General features: G+C 68.5%; 12 protein-coding genes. 3 read left to right on the plus strand and 9 right to left on the minus strand.

All coding sequences use genetic code 11. From position 1 onward, the window contains the following. Nucleotides 1-68: 68 nt before the first annotated feature. The 5 genes from C6Y14_RS32180 to C6Y14_RS32200 all read right to left on the minus strand — a co-directional run bounded on the left by C6Y14_RS32180 (nt 69) and on the right by C6Y14_RS32200 (nt 8,267). A complete protein-coding gene (locus C6Y14_RS32180) occupies nt 69-1,022 on the minus strand; it encodes an anti-sigma factor (RefSeq protein ID WP_107020412.1) in 954 nt (317 codons plus the stop codon). Then, nucleotides 1,019-1,729 carry an RNA polymerase sigma factor SigM gene (sigM, locus tag C6Y14_RS32185; protein WP_107020413.1) on the minus strand — a complete coding sequence of 237 codons (711 nt, stop codon included), beginning with the start codon at nt 1,727-1,729 and terminating at the stop codon, nt 1,019-1,021. Before sigM ends, C6Y14_RS32180 begins: the two co-directional genes overlap by 4 nt. A 26-nt stretch (nt 1,730-1,755) precedes the next feature. Continuing rightward, a complete protein-coding gene (locus C6Y14_RS32190; protein ID WP_107020414.1) occupies nt 1,756-3,480 on the minus strand; it encodes a protein kinase family protein in 1,725 nt (574 codons plus the stop codon). 118 nt (nt 3,481-3,598) lie between these two features. Beyond that, complete coding sequence (gene murJ, locus C6Y14_RS32195) at nt 3,599-5,812, minus strand: murein biosynthesis integral membrane protein MurJ (RefSeq protein ID WP_107020415.1); 2,214 nt, start codon at nt 5,810-5,812, stop codon at nt 3,599-3,601. Nucleotides 5,813-5,858: 46 nt separating this feature from the next. Then, on the minus strand, nt 5,859-8,267 hold the full coding sequence (locus tag C6Y14_RS32200; protein WP_107020416.1) for a DUF6049 family protein: 2,409 nt from the start codon (nt 8,265-8,267) through the stop codon (nt 5,859-5,861). A gap of 236 nt (nt 8,268-8,503) precedes the next feature. On the opposite strand from C6Y14_RS32200, the gene C6Y14_RS32205 reads away from it, so the two are divergent. Beyond that, nucleotides 8,504-9,970, plus strand: a complete 1,467-nt coding sequence (locus tag C6Y14_RS32205) for a CCA tRNA nucleotidyltransferase (RefSeq protein WP_107020417.1) — start codon at nt 8,504-8,506, stop codon at nt 9,968-9,970. Nucleotides 9,971-10,113: 143 nt separating this feature from the next. Here the strand turns inward: C6Y14_RS32205 and C6Y14_RS32210 are convergent, their stop codons facing one another. From C6Y14_RS32210 to C6Y14_RS32225, 4 genes are all read right to left on the minus strand, one after another. Further along, nucleotides 10,114-10,602: an LppU/SCO3897 family protein gene (locus tag C6Y14_RS32210; RefSeq protein WP_107020418.1), complete on the minus strand. Its 489-nt coding sequence runs from the start codon at nt 10,600-10,602 to the stop codon at nt 10,114-10,116. A 114-nt stretch (nt 10,603-10,716) separates the two neighbouring features. Next, on the minus strand, nt 10,717-11,982 hold the full coding sequence (locus C6Y14_RS32215) for an MFS transporter (RefSeq protein WP_107020419.1): 1,266 nt from the start codon (nt 11,980-11,982) through the stop codon (nt 10,717-10,719). A 79-nt stretch (nt 11,983-12,061) separates the two neighbouring features. Beyond that, nucleotides 12,062-13,144 carry an inositol-3-phosphate synthase gene (locus C6Y14_RS32220; RefSeq protein ID WP_107020420.1) on the minus strand — a complete coding sequence of 361 codons (1,083 nt, stop codon included), beginning with the start codon at nt 13,142-13,144 and terminating at the stop codon, nt 12,062-12,064. Between the two features lie 44 nt (nt 13,145-13,188). After that, complete coding sequence (locus tag C6Y14_RS32225; RefSeq protein ID WP_107020421.1) at nt 13,189-13,872, minus strand: PadR family transcriptional regulator; 684 nt, start codon at nt 13,870-13,872, stop codon at nt 13,189-13,191. A 374-nt stretch (nt 13,873-14,246) separates the two neighbouring features. Here C6Y14_RS32225 and C6Y14_RS32230 point away from each other — a divergent pair, with 374 nt between their 5' ends. Beyond that, nucleotides 14,247-16,922 (plus strand): transglycosylase domain-containing protein, encoded by a 2,676-nt coding sequence (locus C6Y14_RS32230; protein ID WP_107020422.1) that lies wholly within the window; start codon nt 14,247-14,249, stop codon nt 16,920-16,922. A 196-nt stretch (nt 16,923-17,118) separates the two neighbouring features. Next, complete coding sequence (locus tag C6Y14_RS32235) at nt 17,119-18,639, plus strand: glycosyltransferase family 87 protein (protein WP_107020423.1); 1,521 nt, start codon at nt 17,119-17,121, stop codon at nt 18,637-18,639. Nucleotides 18,640-18,716 lie beyond the last annotated feature (77 nt).

Genomic DNA, 18,716 nt, shown 5'->3' on the forward strand with positions numbered 1-18,716 from the left:
TCACCGCGGGGGAGGCCGGGGCCGGGGCGAAGTGGGCCGAGGTCGGTCCGCGGCGGTGCGGCGCAGGCTCAGCTGCGCGGGTAGGTGTGCTCCAGCAGGACCTTGCCAGAGGCCGACGGCTTGTTCATACAGGCGGAGTCGACGACGTATGCCGTGACCTGTGTCAGGTCGGTGGCGGCGGGCAGCACCACGAGATACGCGTCCGTGCCCTCGTAGGCGCCTTCCATGGAGGCGAGCGGAATCGCATCGCGACCGATCCCCTGCATGACGCAGCTGGGCACCGAGGGTGTGTTGAAGACCTTCGGCCCATCGGTGGACGCGGTGCCCTGGGGGCGGGAGCTTCGAGGGCCGGTGCCCTTCTCCTCTTCCGCCTTGGCCAGGAGATCCGCGACCTGGCTCTCCAGCTTCTCCCCGGCGAACGTGTTCGTGGAGTCGCTCTGCTGTGGAGATGCCGAGGGCGGGTCGTTGTCCGTGCCGTCGCCCCCCATCGCCTGGATCAGCAGGCCCCCGAGGCCCAGTGCGGCAGCCGTGAACATGGCGCCCAGGACGACGGTGCTGCGGCGAGTGCGACGAGTGCGGTTCGTGCGACCCGGTCCGGTGGCGGCACGAGAATGTCCTGCGGGCCGATCTGCGCCGGTCGATGTTTCACGTGAAACATGCCCACTGCCGCTGCTGGCGCCGGTCCTGCCCTCGCGCTCGTCGTCGACCGAGTGGTGGGACTCACTCAGCGACGACAGGGCGCCCGCACCGGAGGCACCGGCCGCTGTGGCATTCAGCAGGGCTTCGGCAGCGAGGGCGGCGTCGATGCGTCCGGCGACGTCGTCGGGCATCCGCAGTGGGCCCGGCAGTGTGCCGAGCATGCCGCGAATCTCTTCCAGTGAGTCGTACACGTCGGCGCAGAGGGTGCAGTCGTCCAGGTGACGTCGTACATCGGCTGAACGGGACGGGGGAAGCAGACCCTCGGTGAGGTCGGAGATCTCCGTGACGTCCGGGTGCCCGGCCGTGTCGGTCGTGGATGTCACGCTCGCCCACCTCCGCCCTTCACAGCCGCTGAATCGCTTGGTCCGTCATGTGGTCCCGCTGCGGGTGGGACGGATGTCCCCTGCGTACGGTTCCTTCCCTCGCTCGACTTCTTGCTCGGTCTGTCGCTCCCGCTGTCCGTGCGCAGGTGTTTGAGCAAGGGGAGAAGTCTGGCTCTGCCGCGAGCACAGCGGCTCTTGACCGTGCCGGTCGGCACGTCGAGCAGACTGGCGGCCTCCGCCACGGGGTAGCCCTGCATGTCCACCAGGACGAGAGCGGCTCGCTGATCGGCGGGCAGGGTACCCAGAGCCGCCAACAGCTCACGGTGCAGATCATTGCGCTCAGCCGGTGCGGAAGCCGACTCGTGCGGCTCCAGGAGCTGCTCCAGGCGTTCCGTGTCGTCCACGGGGGAGGTCTTCCTGGAGGCCGTCTTGCGGGCCCGGTCCAGGCAGGCGTTCACGGTGATCCGGTGCAGCCAGGTGGTGACGGCCGACTGGCCGCGGAAGGTGTGGGCGGCCCGGTAGGCGGAGACGAGAGCGTCCTGGACGGCGTCAGCGGCTTCCTCGCGGTCGCCCAGCGTCCGCAGGGCCACGGCCCAGAGCCGGTCGCGGTGCCGCCGTACGAGCTCGCCGAAGGCATCGGGGTCACCTTCGACATGACGGGTGAGGAGGTCCTGATCGCTAACTTCGCTGTAGGCGCCGTCCGCCATCGAACCCCCTCCCCCTCGGTTGCTCCTCAGCCGGTGAACTTCACGTCGGTGATCGCCTGCTTGTAACCGGCGCCACTGAACTGGTCGCCGGCCGCGTTCGGCACCGCCGTGATCCAGACCAGAACGTACCGGGTCTTCACAGCCTTCTTGGCCGAGATCTTCAAGTCCGTCGTCTTGGTCGTCCCAGCCGCGATCTTCGTCATCGAAGTCAGATTCTGCGAGGACGACAACGAGTTGGCCGCGTACAGCGTGGCCGTGGTGTGGTCGCCCGCGTAGTACAGCCCTATCGAGGCCGCCGACACTTCTTTCTCGGATCCGAGGTCGTAGACGATCCCGACGCCCTCCTTGAAGGGCGCCAGCTTGGGACCGCCCCGGTAGGAGTACGTCCTCCAGTACGTGGAGCTGTCCTTGTCGTACGTCAGGCCCACGTCGTTCGCGTGCTGGGGCTTGCCGTCCGGGAAGTACTCAGCGGCGCTCTGGATGGTGAGCGGCTTGGCCGGCTTCGTCTCGACGCCGCTCTTGTCGTTGCCGTCCGTGATCTGGGTGTCGCCCGTCTCGTCGGACTTCCCGTGATCCATCAGCGCGTCGGCGAGCTGCCAGCTGCCCAGTCCCAGCGCGGCGATCAGAAGCGCGGACACAGCCCACTTGAGGGCTTTGCCGGTGCGCGTCTGCAGCGGGGGAAGCGGCGCCGGCATCGCCTGGGTGGATCCCGGGTGAGGCGCGGGGCGGCCGTAGTTGCCCTGCTGGTACGTCGTGCGCTGATATTCGGGCGGCGCGGTGAACGCCGGCTCGGGCGGACGGATGCGGGGCATCTCGCCGATCGCCTTCACCAGTTCCTCCGGTGTGGTGCACGGAGGTTCCTGACGGGACGCGGTGGCGCCGTCGTTGACGAGTGCGCGCATCGCGAGCTCCGACAGACCGCGATGCACGCCTGCGCGTACCTGGTCGGGCGGGATGAGCCCGACGCCCTTGGGCAGTCCGGAGAGTCCGTACGCGTCGTCCTCGTACGGCCAGCGCTGGGTGAGCGTGGCGTACAGGAGAGCGCCGATCGCCTCCGTGTCGGTGCGCTGAGGGGTGTCGGAAGTGATGCCGCGCAGGGCGGCGTTCACGGCGAGGCCCCGGATGCGCCACTGACCGGACGAGGTGCGCAGCACGGCGCCCGGGGTCAGCTTCAGATGCGCCAGCCCTTCGCGATGTGCGGCGGCCATCGCCTGGGACACCTGACTGACCATCTGGTACGCCTCGTGCACCTCCAGCGTTCCGGCGGCCAGGAGCGTCGTCAGCTCCGTGGCGTCGGGCAGCCATTCGTGCACCACATAGACGAGGTCGTTCTCCTCGACCGCGTCCAGGACCTGGACGAACCGGGGGTCGCCCAGCAGGGCGGACGAACGGGCCGCCGCGAGGACGGAACGCGCTCGTGGATGGTCGGCGGGCAGCAGGTGCACACCGACGGCACGGCGGAGTTTCTCGTCCACCGCACGCCAACTGCTGAAACCGTCCAGACGGGTGACGCACTCCTCCAGGCGATAACGTCTGGCGAGCTTGTGCCCACTGTGCAACTCGGGCGGTGAAGTCCTGCCGGGGCTCTCGTTCCCCCCGCTCCCCTGTGCCTCTGTGCTCTCCGAGCTGTCCGTGTCCCGCTCCCGGTTCTGGGCCACCCCGTCGGCCGTGGACTGGTCCGCCTTCGCGGTCAGCGGCTCATCGCCGCTGCTGTCCGCCACGTCGACGGCAGCCGTGCTCCGTTCCGCCACCGTCGCTCCTGCCTCCCCATTCGTTGCGCGCTGTCCGACGCCAAAGCCAATTGTGCCCACAGTCCGTCCCTCTGCACGACACGCGGTCGCGGACGATGGTTGTGCGCCTACCCCGCTCTCAGCGCCCAAGGCGCCCGCGGACCATGCCCACCATTCCGTTCAGTTCCTCGATGCGCATCCGTCGCGCCGCGACGAAGAAGACTCCGAGCAGTACGACACCGCCGCCGACCAGGGCGAGGAGCGAGCCTCCGGCGCCCTGTCCCAGCGACTTGCTGATTCCGTAGCAGGCCGCGCCGCTGAGCAGCGCGGCCGGTACCGCGGCGATCGCGAGCCGGGCGTAGGTGCGCAGGACGCGTCCGCCGTCCAGGTCGCCGCCCAGCCGCTTGCTCAGTCGGCTCCACGCCACCCCGACGCCGATCGCGTAGGCGAGCCCGTACGAGGCGGCCATGCCTGCGACCGCCCAGCGCGGGGGAAGCAGAAGGAAACAGAGCGCGGAGGCGCTGGCGTTGACGACGGCCACGATGACCGTGTTGTAGAAGGGCGTGCGCGTGTCTTCGTACGCGTAGAAGGCGCGCAGCACGACGTACTGCACGGAGTAGGGGATCAGGCCGAGGCCGAAGGCCATCAGCATGAAGCCCATGTTCGTCGCCTCGCTGGTCCCGGAGGCGCCGAACATCAGCGTGCACATCGGGATGCCGAGTGCGACGAAGCCGAAGGAGATCGGCACGATCGCGACGGCCGTTGTGCGCAGCCCCTGGGAGATGTCGTCCCGGACGGCGCCGGTGTCGCCCTCGTGGGCCGAGCGTGCGAGGCGCGGCAGCAGGGCGGCCATCAGGGAGACCGTGATGATGGCCTGCGGGAGGCCCCAGATGAGTTGGGCGTTGGCATAGGCGGCGAAGCCGGTGCCGTCGACCGGCGAGTCCTTGCCCGCCGCGGTGGACAGCTGGGTCACGACGATCGCGCCCGCCTGGTTGGCGAGGACGAAGAGCACGGTCCACTTGGCGAGCATCGCCGCCTTGCCGAGTCCGTGGCCCTTCCAGTCGAAGCGCAGCCGCAGCCGGAAGCCGGTCTCGCGAAGGTAGGGGATCATCGCGAGGGCCTGGACGACGAGACCGAGCAGGACGCCGACGCCGAGCAGTTGCTCGCCCTCCGGCGGGATGGTCGAGGCCGTCATGCCGGAGCTGCTCGCGGTTCCGTACACCCAGATGAACATCCCGAGCGTCACGATGATGACGACGTTGTTGAGGACCGGGGTCCACATCATCGCGCCGAACTTCCCGCGTGCGTTGAGGATCTGGCCCATCACCACGTGGATGCCCATGAAGAAGATCGTGGGCAGGAAGTAGCGCGCGAAGGTGACGGCGACGCCGTTGGCCGCCTCATCGCCCGCGACCCGCGTCGACAGCGCGCGGACGAGGAGCGGCGCGGCGAGCACCGCGAGCGCGGTGAGCAGGCCGAGCACCACGATGACGAGCGTCAGCAGGCGGTTGGCGTACGCCTCTCCACCGTCCTCGTCGTCCTTCATGGCCCGCACGAGCTGCGGTACGAAGACGGAGTTGAGGCCGCCGCCGACGGTCAGGATGTAGATCATCGTCGGCAGCTGGTAGGCGACCTGGAAGGTGTCACCGAGAAGGCCGACGCCCAGCGCCGCGACGATCAGCGCGGAGCGGATGAAGCCGGTGAGACGGGACACCATGGTGCCGGCCGCCATCACGGCACTCGACTTCAGCAGACCAGACGCACGGCCCCCGGACTTCTTGGCGGGGGCGGCCGCGGGCGCGGGAGGCGCCATGGTGGCCGCAGCGGGCTCCCGCGCGGGCGGGGGAACGCTGGGCGGCCCGGTTGGGGGCTGGACGCCGCCCTGCTGCTGGTCCCGGAAGAGATGGGCGAACGCGTCCGGCTCGTGGCGCTCCTCGCCGGCCTGGGTCACCAGGTCGTCGACGCCCACGAACTGCGTCGTACGGGGATCGTCCCCGTAGGGCAGGTACTGCGTGGGGCCTTCCGGCTCGGGCGCCGGGGTCTGTGCCCACACGCGGGGGTCGGGGGCGTACGGGGACTGGGGCGGCTGGGAGTAGAGCGGTGGCTGTGCCTGGTACGTGCCGGGCGGCGGCGGAGGATGCGCGGCGCGGTCGTAGAGAGCCTCGGTGACCGGGTCCTGGGCGGACAGGTCCTGGGCCCGGTAGGGGTCCTGGGCATAGGCGTCCTGGAAGTACACCTCGCCCGCGGGCTGCGGAGGCACCTCGCCAGGATCCGGCGGGCCCTGCGGCGGGCCGTCGGGGTGGCCGGAGCCCCCCGCGCCCTGACCGCGGTCACCGTCGTACGGCGCGTTCATGGTTACCCCACCTCATCGTCCCCGGGCCCACCGGCCACGACATCGCTCAACGGTCCACTCTCTCACCCGTGCCGGACGGGTCGGTGATTTCCGGTGCGGTGTCCGGTGAAGGGTCACTCGGGTGCTCCGGGTCGGGCGCGCTCGACTCGGTCGTGGACGCCCGGTCGCGGCCGCCCTCCGCCTCGTCGGCGCTCTCCGCGTCGGCGTTCTCCGCTGCGCTGCTCTCCGTATCGGTGGCGGGGGCGCCCGCCCCCAGCGCGGCCTGGCGGGCGGCCTCCCGCTTGCGCTGCGTGTACATCCGGAACCCGGCGAGCACGAGCAGCAGGACGCCGCCGGCGATGACCAGCATCACCGTGGCCGTGATCTCGGTGACCTTCACATCGAAGGTGACCGCAGGTCCGTACGCCTGGCCGTCCTCGGTGTACAGCTGGGCGATCACCCCGGCCCGGCCGTTCGCGTGGGCGTTGGTGGTGAACTTCACCGACTGGCTGTGCCCGCCCGCGACCGCGACCCGCTGCTCCTGGAAGTCACCGTCGCCGATGCTGAGGCGGCTCGGCTGTGTGGAGGTGAGACGCAGCACCAGGTGGTCGACGCCCTGGACGAGGTTGTTCTGGACGGTGACCGGGATCGTGGCGCTGCGGCCCGAGAGCTTGGCCTCGGACTTGTCGATCAGCCCGACGCCCTCGGTGAGGCTTCTGAGGTAGCTCAGCACGCCGTCGCGGTACGCCGTCGCCTCGTCGGCCCGGCCGCGCCAGGAGGTGGACATCGACCGGTCCATCGCCCTCCCGAAGGGAGTGACCACCCGGGACTTGTCGGAGAGGATCACCTGGAAGCTGTCGAGCTTCCTCTGTGTCTCCTCGATCCGCGCGAAAGCCTCCTGCGACAGCTCCTGCTTGGTCAGCGAGCGGGGGTAAGCGGACGCCGACGGCACCCGGGTGGTGGCGCCCGCGTCCGGCTTCGCCTTGGTGGCCGCGGACAGCTCGGCGGACTCCGACCAGTTACCGCCCTGGAGCGCCGTCAGAGCCTGCGCCATCGTCTGGGCCTGACTGGCGGTCGGCATGCGCTGCGGGGCGACCACGACGCTGCGCTGCTTGTCCGGCGCCTGGCGGGTGAGCATCAGGCTCTGCGCGAGGAACCGCTGCACGGCGAGCGTGGAGTTCCCGGCCACCGTCATGTCGCCCTGGAAGGCCGTCGACAGACGGGCGTCCGCGACGACCGCCGTGGTGCCGCCGCCGATCGGCCGGGCCGCCGAGGGCGTGTACGGGAGGGCGCCGGTCTCCTGGAGGCTGTCGCTGCGTGAGAGCACCGTGTCGGCGCCGGCCGAGGTCGCGACCTTGACGATCGACGGGTCGATCGCTCCGCTCACGGGCCAGGCGTACTCCGTGCTGGGGGTCACATGAAGGACCGACTCCACGGTGATCGCGGCCGCGGTGGTGGCGTCCTTGAGATGGCTCAGGGATCCGGTCACCTTCGTGCCGTGGTGGGCCAGGGACGCCAGATCCGGGTCGGCGAAGGGGAGCGCGACGACCTCCTCGCCCTCGACAGCCTTCTCCAGCTTGCTGAGCCACTGCTTGGCCACCGCCTGGTGCGTGCCGGCCGTGGTCGTCCCGCTGGAGCCGTCCACCTGGACCCGGTAGCTGCGGGTCATGGCGTCCACGGAGGCGAGCAGGTCCGGGTCGATGACCCAGGTGATGTCGAGGTCCTCGCCGCGGCTGAGGAGCTGTTCCAGACGGCCACCGGGGGAGAGCTCGGCGGCCAAGGTCTCGTCGTCCGCGAAGACGGGGGTCTGCTGCTCGTTCGAACCCGTCTCGGCCGTCATGTGGGAGGTCGAGATCAGCGGCCAGAGGTAGGTGGTCCTGGCCTTCGTGTCCGCCGCCTCCGGCTGCCACGGGAGGAAGGTCCGCTCGATACCGAGAATCTGGTCGTACGCCGCGGCGGTGGTCCGGCCGGTGAGCGTGACACCGAGCTGGTAGACGCCGTCAGAGCCGAGGTCCAGCTTGTCGACGGGGACGGAGATGCTGAATGTCTGCGGGACGCCCGGGGCCAGTCTCGCGAACTTCGCCACGTACTTGCCGCCGACCTCCGAGCCCGCGTAGGGGTTGCTCTTGGCGGCGTCGTCGATGGCCGAGCGGCCGTTCAGCGTGGGGCCCACCCGCAGTCCGACGTGCGCGGCGGTGACCGCCTGCTTGCCGTTGTTGACGATCCTGCCGGAGACGGTGAGCGTGTCACCGTCGGAGGGGACACTGGGGCTCAGCGTGTCCAGCGAGACGCCGACCGTGCGGGAGCCGGTGGCCTCGGCCGCTGCGCTGGGCTCTGCGGCATAAGAGGACGAAGAAGTGGGCAGCTGTAGGACGCCGGCCAGCAGAGGCGCCCCGGCGAGCAGTGCTCCGGTGCGCCGAAGCCACCGGCGGGCAGGTGAGGGACTGGTCCCCTGGAAGTCTGCCGCCTCGGCCACGCGCTCGCCCGTCCCTCGTCGTCGTCAGTGGTCGTCGGAATGTGCGTCCACGCATGGTAACGATGCGCGCCGAGGGTAAGTGCCGCGGTCCGCTCCACAAGATCGGAAGAAGAGACCCGGCTGTCCCTCTATGTGGCCGTATCTAGGGCAGTGTCCCCACCGTGAACGAGGCGAGGGACCTGTGCACTTTTAATGAAGGCGCCCTCGGGCACCGGGGCCACGTAACCTTTTCTGTTGTGTCGAACGCCAACGAAGACAGTCCCAGTGCACTGAGTCAGGTGCAGAGCCGCGCGGTGAGCGAGCTGCTGCGGGTGTCCCCCGTCGCCGATGAGCTGGCCCGCCGTTTTCAGGAGGCCGGGTTCTCTCTCGCCCTCGTCGGCGGCTCGGTCCGGGACGCCCTGCTCGGCAGGCTCGGCAACGACCTGGACTTCACGACCGATGCCCGCCCCGAGGACGTACTGAAGATCATGCGTCCCTGGGCCGACTCGCTGTGGGAGGTCGGCATCGCCTTCGGCACGGTGGGGGCGCAGAAGGACGCGCGGGTCGGCGATGTCGTCCAGAGCTTCGAGATCGAGGTGACGACCTACCGCTCCGAGGCGTACGACCGGTCCTCGCGCAAGCCCGAGGTGTCCTACGGAGACTCCATCGAGGAAGACCTGGTCCGCCGTGACTTCACGGTCAACGCGATGGCCGTTGCCCTTCCCGAGAAGAAGTTCATCGACCCGCACGGGGGACTCGACGATCTCGCCGCCCGGGTCCTGCGGACTCCGGGTACCCCCGAGTCGTCCTTCTCCGACGATCCGCTGCGGATGATGCGGGCGGCGCGTTTCGGGGCGCAGCTCGACTTCGAGGTGGCACCGGAGGTCGTCGCGGCGATGAAGGCCATGGCCGACCGCATCGAGATCGTCTCGGCCGAGCGTGTGCGTGAGGAATTGAACAAGCTGATCCTCTCCGCACACCCGCGCAAGGGGCTGTCGCTGCTCGTCGACACGGGGCTCGCCGACCGTGTGCTGCCCGAACTGCCCGCGTTGCGTCTGGAGCGGGACGAGCACCACCGGCACAAGGACGTCTACGACCACTCGCTGATCGTCCTGGAGCAGGCGATGGCGCTGGAGGAGAACGGTCCGGACCTCACCCTGCGCCTGGCGGCGCTGCTGCATGACATCGGCAAGCCGCGGACGCGTCGCTTCGAGGAGGACGGGCGGGTCTCCTTCCACCACCACGAGGTGGTGGGCGCGAAGATGACCAAGAAGCGGATGACCGCGCTCAAGTACTCCAACGAGCTGGTGAAGGACGTCTCGCGCCTGGTCGAGCTGCACCTGCGCTTCCACGGCTACGGCACCGGGGAGTGGACCGACTCGGCTGTCCGCCGCTATGTCCGTGACGCGGGACCGCTCCTCGGCCGGCTCCACAAGCTGACCCGCTCCGACTGCACGACACGGAACAAGCGCAAGGCCACCGCCCTGTCCCGCGCCTACGACGGTCTGGAGGAGCGCGTCGCCCAGCTCCAGGAGCAGGAGGAGCTGGACGCGATCCGTCCCGACCTCGACGGCAACCAGATCATGAAGGTCCTGGACATCGGACCGGGTCCGGCCATCGGTCAGGCCTACAAGTTCCTGTTGGAACTGCGTCTGGAGAACGGGCCGATGGAGTACGACGCCGCGGTGTCGGCGCTCAAGGAGTGGTGGGCGGAGCAGGGCTGAGATCGCGCGAGCGTGATCGGCCGGGGTCATGTTTCACGTGAAACATGACCCCGGAGGAGATAGCCCGGATACGCCGAGGGCCGTTGTTTCACGTGAAACAACGGCCCTCGGCGTATCCGGGCTCTTACTTCTCTGTAGAGCCCTTACTTCTTTGCGGAGTACTCCGACAGGCAGAGGGTGAAGTCACTGCTGCCGCCGGTCTCGGTGTACTCGGCGTACTTGGTGCGGTCGCAGCCCGAGTTGTCGCTCTTCTTCTGCTCGACCTTGTACGCGGCCTTGGAGTTGCCGCAGTCCACGACCTCAAGCTCCGGGTCGGTGGTGCTGTTCGGGTTGCCGATGCTCATGCAGTCGCCGACCTTGGCGCTCGACGCATCGTCACGGCTCGCGATCCAGCCGCCCACGGCGACTATGAGGACGACGACCGGGATGGCGAAACGCAGGTACTTCTTGAGGTTGCGCTTCGGCGGCTCGGGCGCGACCGGGGCGTAGGGAGCGTTCGGGTGCTGCGGGTAGCCCTGCGGGGGCTGCTGTCCGTAGGGGTTGCCCTGGGGCGGCTGCTGCCCGTAGGGATTTCCCTCGGCCGGCTGGCCCTGAGCGAACGGATTCTGGCCCTGCGGCGGCGGCGTGGTCACTTGGGGGTCCCCCTCGAACGTGGAGCGCTTGGCGCGAAATAAGACGCACGTAAGCTACCGGGCCCCACTGACAACTCCGTAGCCCGGAGTGTCTCTGTGTCCTTGATGTGACACTTACTGGCGCTCAAAGCGGGCCATAGCCGCAGCAACCGCCCCGTAGATAACGGCCACCGTGACCACAAGCGGCACGGATCGGCCGTCAGGGGGCAGCATCAGGGCGGCCACTCCCGCGGCGCCGACGAAGGCGACGTTGAACAGGACGTCGTAAACGGCGAAGATCCGGCCACGGAAGCCGTCGTCGACGGACGACTGGACGACGGTGTCGGTGGCGATCTTCGCGCCCTGGGTGGTCAGGCCCAGGACGAAGGCCGCGATCAGGAGGGGGACTTCGGCGAACGACAGGCCCAGCGCCGGTTCCAGGACCGCGGCGGCAGCCGCGCAGGCGATGATCCAGCCGCCGGGTCCGAGCCGGTTCGCGCCCGCCGGAGTCAGCACGGCCGCGGCGAAGAAGCCCGCTCCGGAGATTCCCACGGCCAGGCCGAGCAGGGCGAGCCCGTCGTCATCGGGGCCGGACGACCATGCGTACCGGCAGAGCATCAGCACCATGACCGTCAGCGCGCCGTAGCAGAACCGCATCAGGGTCATCGCGGCCAGCGCCCAGGCGGCCTCGCGGCGCGCGGGCTCGGCCAGGTGACGTACGCCCGACGCCAGGCCGCGCGCCGTGCCGAGTACGGCCGTCCTCAGCCGTGGCCGCACTGACTGCCGTTCGGGGCCCAGCAGATCCGGGGCCAGTCGCAGCGAGGCGAGCGCGGAGCACACGTACAGGGCCGCTCCCACGAGGACGACCACCGCGTCGGAGTCGGAGCCGACGAGGCGTACGACGAAGGCGAGGCCGCCGCCGAGGGTCGCGGCGAGGGTTCCGGCTGTGGGCGACAGCGAGTTGGCCATCACCAGGCGCTCGGAGTCGACCACGCGGGGCAGGGCGGCGGAAAGACCCGCGAGCACGAACCGGTTGACGGCGGTCACACACAGCGCGGAGGCGTAGAAGAGCCAGTCCGGTACACCGCTGAGCATCAGAACGGCCGTCAGGGCCGCCAGGAGCGCCCGTAGGAGGTTGCCGTACAGAAAGACCTGGCGGCGTCTCCAGCGGTCCAGGAGGACGCCTGCGAAGGGGCCGACGAGGGAGTACGGGAGGAGCAGGACCGCCATCGCGGAGGCGATCGCGGCGGCCGAGGTCTGTTTCTCCGGTGAGAAGACGACGTAGGTGGCGAGCGCGACCTGATAGACACCGTCGGCGCCCTGCGACAGCAGCCGGACGGCGAGCAGACGCCGGAAGTTCCTGAAGCGCAGGAGTACGCGCAGGTCACTCACGACAGCCATGGGTTACAGCCTCGCACAGGGCGAGGGTCCCCGGAGCGATGCCCCGGGGACCCTCAACAGCCGTGCGTGGGACGAGCCTTCAGCGCTCGACCTCGCCCTTGATGAACTTCTCGACGTTCGCGTAGGCCTCGTCGTCGAAGTACTGGACCGGCGGGGACTTCATGAAGTAGCTCGACGCGGAGAGGATCGGACCGCCGATGCCGCGGTCCTTTGCGATCTTCGCGGCGCGCAGGGCGTCGATGATGACACCCGCGGAGTTCGGGGAGTCCCAGACCTCCAGCTTGTACTCCAGGTTCAGCGGGACGTCACCGAAGGCGCGGCCCTCAAGGCGGACGTACGCCCACTTGCGGTCGTCGAGCCAGGCCACGTAGTCCGAGGGACCGATGTGGACGTTCTTCGCGCCCATGTCACGGTCGGGGATCTGCGAGGTGACGGCCTGCGTCTTCGAGATCTTCTTGGACTCCAGGCGGTCGCGCTCCAGCATGTTCTTGAAGTCCATGTTGCCGCCGACGTTGAGCTGCATGGTGCGCTCAAGACGGACACCGCGGTCCTCGAACAGCTTCGCCATCACGCGGTGCGTGATGGTCGCGCCGACCTGCGACTTGATGTCGTCGCCGACGATCGGGACGCCCGCCTCGGTGAACTTGTCCGCCCACTCCTTGGTGCCGGCGATGAAGACCGGCAGAGCGTTGACGAACGCGACCTTGGCGTCGATGGCGCACTGGGCGTAGAACTTCGCCGCGTCCTCGGAACCGACAGGCAGGTAGCAGATGAGGACGTCCACCTGCTTGTCCTTGAGGACCTGGACGACGTCGACCGGGGCCTCGTCCGACTCCTCGATGGTCTCGCGGTAGTACTTGCCGAGCCCGTCGTGGGTGTGGCCGCGCTGAACCGTGATGCCCTTGTTCGGGACGTCGCAGATCTTGATGGTGTTGTTCTCGCTGGCGCCGATGGCGTCCGAGAGGTCGAGGCCGACCTTCTTCGCGTCGACGTCGAAGGCGGCGACGAACTCGACGTCACCCACGTGGTATTCGCCGAACTGGACGTGCATCAGGCCCGGCACCTTGGACGCCGGGTCGGCGTCCTTGTAATACTCGACGCCCTGAACCAGCGAGGCGGCGCAGTTGCCCACGCCGACGATGGCTACGCGAACCGAACCCATTCCGGTTGCTCCCTGTGTGTACTCGGTGAAGCCCTGAGAGGACTTCACGTGGCAGTGTCATCGGACGGATCCGGCCCGGGGGTGCCCCCGGGCCGGGGCAGGCCGCCCGACTCCCCAGATGTGTTGTCCTGCTGAGCTGAGCCGTCAGGTCCGGGACGCCGATGGTCCCGTCCCGCCCGCTCGCTCTCGATGAGCTCGTTCAGCCAGCGCACTTCGCGCTCCACGGACTCCATTCCGTGGCGCTGGAGCTCAAGCGTGTAGTCGTCGAGTCGCTCCCGGGTGCGCGCCAGCGAGGCACGCATCTTCTCCAGGCGCTCTTCGAGACGGCTGCGGCGGCCTTCGAGGACCCGCATCCGTACATCCCGTGACGTCTGGCCGAAGAAGGCGAAACGAGCGGCGAAATGTTCGTCCTCGTACGCGTCGGGACCCGTCTGCGAGAGGAGGTCCTCGAAGTGTTCCTTACCTTCCGCCGTCAACCGGTAGACGATCTTGGCGCGGCGTCCCGCGAGGGGCGCCGCGAGGGCGTCCTCGGAGGTGTTCCCCGGCTCCTCGATCAACCAGCCGTTGGTGACCAGCGTCTTGAGGCAGGGGTAGAGCGTCCCGTAGCTGAACGCACGGAACACACCCAGTGACGTGTTGAGACGTTTGCGCAGCTCATAGCCGTGCATCGGTGACTCGCGGAGAAGGCCGAGGACGGCGAACTCAAGGATTCCGGAACGCCGGCTCATCGTCGCCTCCTCTCTGCCGCGGCCGTGCCGTGACGGTCTTTATGCCGAGCTGATGTATCGACTCGATACATCGACACGATAGATCGGTCCTCTCCCTGCGACAAGAGGGGGCACGGTGAACGGCGTCACATCACCGATTAGTAGGAAGCAAGTTGCCTGATTTGGGGTGAACTTCGGTGCTAGGCAGGTTTTGACGGTGCGTAGTCTGTCCGCCATGCAAACCACCGGGAACCGAGTGACGCCTGGGGACGTCCTTGTCCTCGGTGCAGTACGGATGAATGTAAAAACGACCGCATCCGTACTTCGGGGGGACCGGAAACCAGCTGCCGTTTCCAGGTGCGCTCAGGTGCGCCTGCCCGAGGAGTAATCGTTCGATGAGCGAGCACCGTCGCAAATCGCCGCAGCCGCAGGGTGGCGGACGTGCCGCGGCCCGACGCGGCCAGACCGGCTCGTCCTCCAGCCGCCGTGCGGCACCGCGAGGCGCAACCGAGTCTCCTTCCGATTCATACGACTCGGGGGGTGAGGAACGCCCGTACGGCAGTCGTGCCGAGGCCCGGAGGGCGTCACAGAGAAACAGCAGCGGCGCCGGTCGACGCAGAGCGGCCGACGGCGCGGCGCAGGGAGGCCGTGGGCGCGGGCGAGGGTCCGTACCGCCGAAGAAGCGGATCATCGACTACCCGCGCGCGGGCAAGTACGGGGCGGCACGTTGGGTGCCGTCCTGGAAGCTCGTGACGGGACTGTTCATCGGCTTCTTCGGCAGCATGATGGCGGTCGCGGGAGTCGCGTACGCGCTGGTGGGCCTGCCGGACGTCGCCAAGACGGCGGAGGCGCAGAACAACGTCTACTACTGGGCCGACGGCACGCAGATGGTCGCCACCGGTGGTGAGACGAACCGGCAGATCATCGACTACTCCCGGATTCCCAAGGAGATGCGCTACGCCGTCATCTCGGCCGAGAACAAGACGTTCGAGAACGACCGTGGCGTCGACCCCATGGGTATCGGCCGGGCGCTGTTCAACATGGCCAAGGGCGGTCAGACCCAGGGCGGCTCCACGATCACCCAGCAGTACGTGAAGAACGCGATGCTGGAGGACCAGTCGCAGACGATCTCCCGTAAGTTCAAGGAGCTCTTCGTCTCCATCAAGGTCGGCGCCAATGTCGACAAAGAAGACATCATGGCCGGCTATCTGAACTCGGCCTACTACGGCCGCGGCGCCTACGGGATCCAGGCCGCCGCGCGTACGTACTTCGACAAGGACGCCGAGGACCTCAACCCGAGCCAGTGCGCCTTCCTGGCGTCGGTGCTCAAGGGCGCCACGTACTACGACCCGGCGGGCGCGGAGTCGATCGACCCGTCCGCCACCCCCGCGGCCAACCGCGAGCGGGCCGAGACCCGCTGGCGCTGGATCCTCGGCGAGATGGTCAAGGACGGGCACCTGGAGGAGTCGGTACGGAACAAGTACCCCGACTTCCCCACGCTGCAGAGCCCGCGGTCCAACGCCCAGCTGGGCGGTCAGGTCGGTTACCTGGTCGACCTCGCCAAGGCGTACATCGTCAACAACAGCGAGAAGACCGGGATCACCGAGAAGCAGCTGCGTGACGGCGGCTACGAGATCCACACGACCTTCGACAAGAAGAAGGTCACTCAGCTCGAAGCCGCGGTGAAGAAGGTCCGCAAGGAGAACATCAAGGAGAAGGAACGGCCGAAGACGGACAAGCACGTCCAGTTCGGCGGGGCTTCCGTGGACCCGGAGACGGGCGCCATCAAGGCGATCTACGGCGGTGTGGACGCGACCGAGCACTTCACCAACAACGCCGACCAGACGGGCGCCCAGGTCGGTTCGACCTTCAAGCCGTTCGTCCTCGCGGCGGCCATGAAGTGGGGCGTGCGGGATCCCGACCTGGAGCCGACCCAGGCCCAGGACGAGCGCATCCAGGTCTCCCCCAAGAGCCTCTACAGCGGCAAGAACAAGCTGAAGATCGAGGACTACGACGGGACGGTCTGGAAGGACAAGGACGAGAAGGAATGGCTGCAGCGGAACGACGGCGACGAGTCGTACAACCCGCCCACCTTCCAGATCGACCTGCGTGAGGCGATGAGGGTCTCCTCGAACTCCGCCTACGTCCAGCTGGGCATGAACGTCGGCCTGGACAAGGTGCGGGAGTCCGCCGTGGACGCCGGCATCAAGGAAGGCAGCCTGGCCAGCGCCAACTTCCCGTCCTTCTCCATCGGTACCTCCGACCCGAGCGCGATCCGCATGGCCGGCGCGTACGCCACCTTCGCGGCGAGCGGCAAGCAGAACGAGCCGTACTCGGTCGACGAGATCACCGACAAGGACGGAACGGTCTTCACGCACGAGAACTCGGCCAAGGCGAAGCAGGCCTTCACGGAGCAGGTCGCCGATAACGTCACCGACGTCCTCAAGACCGTCGTCGACGAGGGCACCGGTACCGCGGCGAAGCTGAGCAACCGGCCGGTGGCGGGCAAGACCGGTACGACCGACGGCAACAAGTCCGCCTGGTTCGTCGGCTACACCCCGCAGCTCTCGACCGCGATCTCCATGTACCGCATGGACGACGACGAGTCGAACAAGAAGCGCGAGTTCCTGGAGATGTACGGAACGGGTGGCCAGGACAAGATCCACGGCGCCTCGTTCCCGGCCGAGATCTGGCACGACTACATGGAGCAGGCGCTCAAGGGCACGAAGGTCGAGCAGTTCCCGACGCCCGAGCCCATCGGTGAGGTCGTCAACGACGTCGTGGTTCCGACCCCGACTCCGACGCCCACCGAGACGGAGGAGGAGGAAGAGACCGAGGAGCCGGAGCCCACGCCGACCAGGAGCGAGCCCTCCCCGAGTCCCACCACGAGTGAGTCCTGTGGCGCCTTCGGCTTCGGCTGCGAGGACGACGGTGGAGCCAGCACCGGCGAGACCGACACCGGCGGCACGGACGGCGGCGCGAGTCCCTCGACCTCGGAGTCCGAGGAAGAGGACGGCGGGAACAGCAGAGGCAATGGCAACGGGGGCCTGTTCCAGGGGTCCTCGGGCTAGCGGGTAGAAGTTCCCTCGACGCGACGTGGTCGCCGGCTCCGGTCGGCGGCCACTCGCGTTTTACCGGCCACTCGTGCGTTGCCGACCACTCGTGCTGTGTTGACCACGCGCGTTCTACGAGGTCAGGCGCCCCGGCGGGCGCCTGCCGGGCCCGAACCCGCCCGCCCTCGGCGTATTCCCAGACACGTACGGCAGGATGTGCGGCATGCCCAGTGCAGAAACGACGCGCGCGAGCGTGCACGAGCCAGATCTGGTGCCGCCGACCAAGGAGGACCCGGTCGCGGCGACCGGCAGTGAACTGTTCGGCGGTCCCCTCGGGCGGCGCGCGCTGACGGGGACGTCCTGGTGGACTCCCGTACGGGTCGTCGCACTCGTCGCGATCGGCATGTTCGCCCTCGGCATGGTGCAGAAACTGCCCTGCTACGACGGTGCCTGGTTCTTCGGGGCCAGTTCCCAGTACACGCACGCCTGCTATTCGGACATTCCGCACCTCTACCAGGGGCGTGGCTTCGCCGACGGGCTCGTGCCGTACTTCGACAAGCTCGAAGGCGACATGGAGTACCTCGAATACCCGGTCCTGACCGGCGTGTTCATGGAGGTCGCCTCCTGGCTCACGCCGGGCAGCGGAAGCATCCAGGACCAGGAGCAGGTCTACTGGATGGTCAACGCGGGGATGCTGATGGCCTGCACGGCCGTCATCGCCGTCTGCGTGACCCGCACCCACCGGCGGCGGCCCTGGGACGGCCTGCTGGTCGCTCTGGCGCCCGCCTTCGCGCTGACCGCCACCATCAACTGGGACCTCCTGGCTGTCGCTCTGACGGCCGCGGCGATGCTGATGTGGTCCCGGAGCCGTCCGCTCGCCTTCGGGGTCCTCCTGGGGCTCGCCACGGCCGCCAAGCTCTATCCCGTGCTGCTGCTGGGGCCGCTGCTCGTGCTGTGCTGGCGGGCGGGCAGATGGCGTGCGTTCGGCACCGGCCTGCTCGGCGCCGCGGGTGCCTGGCTGGCCGTGAACCTTCCGGTCATGCTCCTGGCGCCCGAGGGCTGGTCGAAGTTCTACACGTTCAGCCAGGAACGCGGAGTCGACTTCGGCTCCTTCTGGCTGATCCTCTCCCAGCGCAGCGACACGGCGCTCGACACCGACACCGTCAACACGTGGGCTTCTGTACTGATGCTGCTGTCCTGCGCGGGCGTCGCGGCGCTCACGCTGGGCGCTCCGCGCCGGCCCCGCTTCGCCCAGCTGGCGTTCCTGATCGTCGCGGCCTTCATCCTCACCAACAAGGTCTATTCGCCGCAGTACGTACTGTGGCTGGTTCCCCTCGCCGTGCTGGCCCGCCCGAAGTGGCGGGACTTCCTGATCTGGCAGGCGTGCGAGGTCGCGTACTTCCTCGGGATCTGGATGTACCTCGCCTACACGACCAGCGGCGACGCCCACAAGGGACTGCCCCAGGAGGGCTACCAGCTGGCCATCGCCGTCCACCTCCTCGGCACGCTCTACCTGTGCGCCGTGATCGTGCGCGACATCCTCATGCCCGAGCGGGACGTGGTGCGCCGCTCCGGGGACGACGATCCGTCGGGCGGTGTGCTGGACGGCGCCCAGGACGTCTTCGTCCTGGGCCCCGCGGCCCATCCGCCCCGGCACGCGGCCCACTTCGACGGCCCGTACGTGGAATGGGGCGCAGGCGAGGGCAAGGGCGGGAGAGATCCGGGTTCGCTCTGAGCGAACAGGAGCGGGGCAGACACACGAAAGGCCGTACACGGAGTCCGTGTACGGCCTTTCGCCCGTGTGGGGGCGCG

The sequence above is a fragment of the Streptomyces dioscori genome, assembly GCF_003024195.1.
Taxonomy (GTDB): domain Bacteria; phylum Actinomycetota; class Actinomycetes; order Streptomycetales; family Streptomycetaceae; genus Streptomyces; species Streptomyces dioscori.

Coding starts and splice junctions, on each gene's coding strand:
- C6Y14_RS32230 (WP_107020422.1), top strand. CDS start 14,247: ATGAGCGAGCACCGTCGCAAATCGCCGCAGCCGCAGGGTGGCGGACGT.
- C6Y14_RS32235 (WP_107020423.1), top strand. CDS start 17,119: ATGTGCGGCATGCCCAGTGCAGAAACGACGCGCGCGAGCGTGCACGAG.
- sigM (WP_107020413.1), bottom strand. CDS start 1,729: ATGGCGGACGGCGCCTACAGCGAAGTTAGCGATCAGGACCTCCTCACC.
- C6Y14_RS32225 (WP_107020421.1), bottom strand. CDS start 13,872: ATGAGCCGGCGTTCCGGAATCCTTGAGTTCGCCGTCCTCGGCCTTCTC.
- C6Y14_RS32215 (WP_107020419.1), bottom strand. CDS start 11,982: ATGGCTGTCGTGAGTGACCTGCGCGTACTCCTGCGCTTCAGGAACTTC.
- C6Y14_RS32220 (WP_107020420.1), bottom strand. CDS start 13,144: ATGGGTTCGGTTCGCGTAGCCATCGTCGGCGTGGGCAACTGCGCCGCC.
- murJ (WP_107020415.1), bottom strand. CDS start 5,812: ATGAACGCGCCGTACGACGGTGACCGCGGTCAGGGCGCGGGGGGCTCC.